The sequence below is a fragment of the Alcanivorax sp. HI0044 genome, assembly GCF_001634945.1.
In genome coordinates, this window is record NZ_LWEZ01001517.1 from 1 (window position 1) to 1,528 (window position 1,528).

3 protein-coding genes are annotated in these 1,528 nt (G+C 57.2%); all 3 read left to right on the forward strand.

Features of this window, described 5'->3' with window-relative positions:
• Positions 1-153 (forward strand): type II secretion system F family protein (locus A3730_RS29935; RefSeq protein WP_197477581.1); only part of this gene is annotated, 153 nt, incomplete at its 5' end.
• Between the two features lie 2 nt (positions 154-155).
• The gene (locus A3730_RS22860; protein WP_197468654.1) at positions 156-1,031 is read left to right on the forward strand and encodes an A24 family peptidase; all 876 of its coding nucleotides are present in this window, start codon (positions 156-158) and stop codon (positions 1,029-1,031) included.
• A gap of 87 nt (positions 1,032-1,118) precedes the next feature.
• On the forward strand, positions 1,119-1,528 hold a 410-nt coding region (gene coaE, locus A3730_RS22865), incomplete at its 3' end, for a dephospho-CoA kinase (protein WP_231884019.1).

Here is a 1,528-nt window from a genome sequence, read left to right on the forward strand (position 1 = left end):
GCCGTTTACTACGAAGAGGAAGTAGACAATGCGGTCGATGGCCTGACCAGCATGATGGAGCCGCTGATCATGGCGGTGCTGGGCGTACTGATTGGCGGCCTGATTATTGCCATGTACTTGCCGATCTTCCAGTTGGGTAACGTTGTAGGTTAATAATGATTTCAGATTCTCTGGCGCTTCTTTCGTCCAGCCCGACCCTTCTGGTCGGGCTTTGTGTTGTTATGGGGCTGCTGGTAGGCAGTTTTTTGAATGTGGTCATTCATCGTTTGCCGTTGATGATGGAGCGGAGCTGGAAGCAGGAAGCCCGCGAGATCCTGGAGCTGCCAGCGGAAGACAGTGGCGGCATTTTCAACCTGGTGACACCGCGCTCGCGCTGCCCGAAATGCAGCCATGCGATCAGCTGGTATGAAAATATTCCCGTGTTTAGCTGGCTGGCCCTGCGCGGCAAGTGCAAGGGTTGCAAAACCCCGATCAGCAAACGCTACCCCATTATCGAACTTGTCAGTGGTGTGCTCGCCGGACTGTGTGCCTGGCACTTCGGGTATGGTCCCTGGCTGGTGTTTACGCTTTTTGCCACCTGGGTGCTGCTGGCCGCCGCCATGATCGACGCAGACACCACCCTGCTGCCGGACAGTCTGAACTACTGGTTGCTTTGGGCAGGCTTGTTGGCGGCCGTTATGGGCGTATCGCCGGTTTCATTGAGCGATGCGGTGGTCGGTGCCATGGCCGGGTATCTTTCGCTTTGGAGTGTGTACTGGCTGTTCAAGCTGATCACCGGTAAAGAAGGCATGGGCTACGGCGATTTTAAGCTGCTGGCCGCGCTGGGCGCCTGGGTCGGCTGGCAATACCTGCCGGTGATTATTCTGCTGTCATCGGTGGTCGGGCTGGTCTTCGCGATCGCCATGATGATGTTCAGCGGCGAGAAGCGCACGCAAATCCCTTTCGGACCTTATCTGGCCACCGCCGGGTGGATTGCCCTGCTCTGGGGCGATAGTATCGTCAGCTCGTATCTGGGAATGTTCAAACTCTAACGCAAACACGCCCCACGCTACACGCAGGCACGCCAACAGGCACCGCGTGATGCGCGTGTTGCGTGATGCATGCAAGCGGAATTCATCATGTTTGTTGTTGGTCTTACCGGTGGCATTGGTAGCGGCAAGACCGCTGCCACGGATTATCTTGCACAACAGGGCATCACCATTGTGGATGCGGATCTTGCATCACGGGTGGTGGTTGAGCCCGGGCAGCCCGCCTTACTCGCCATCGCCGAGCATTTTGGCCAGCATGTCATCGCCGACGACGGCGCGCTGGATCGGCGGGCACTCCGCGAGATCGTGTTTGCTGACCCGGACGCACTAAAAACCCTCGAAGGTATTACCCACCCCGCCATAGGTGACGAACTTCACCGGCAGATCGGGGCAAGCCAATCGCCCTATACCGTTCTGGTTTCCCCTCTGCTGCTGGAAACATCGCAAAAAGCCTTGGTAGATCGCATTCTGGTCATTGATGCCTCTGCAGAATTGCAGGT

What these genes read in the sequence shown, in the direction of transcription:
- A3730_RS22860 (WP_197468654.1), top strand. Translation starts at nt 156, where the DNA reads ATGATTTCAGATTCTCTGGCGCTTCTTTCGTCCAGCCCGACCCTTCTG.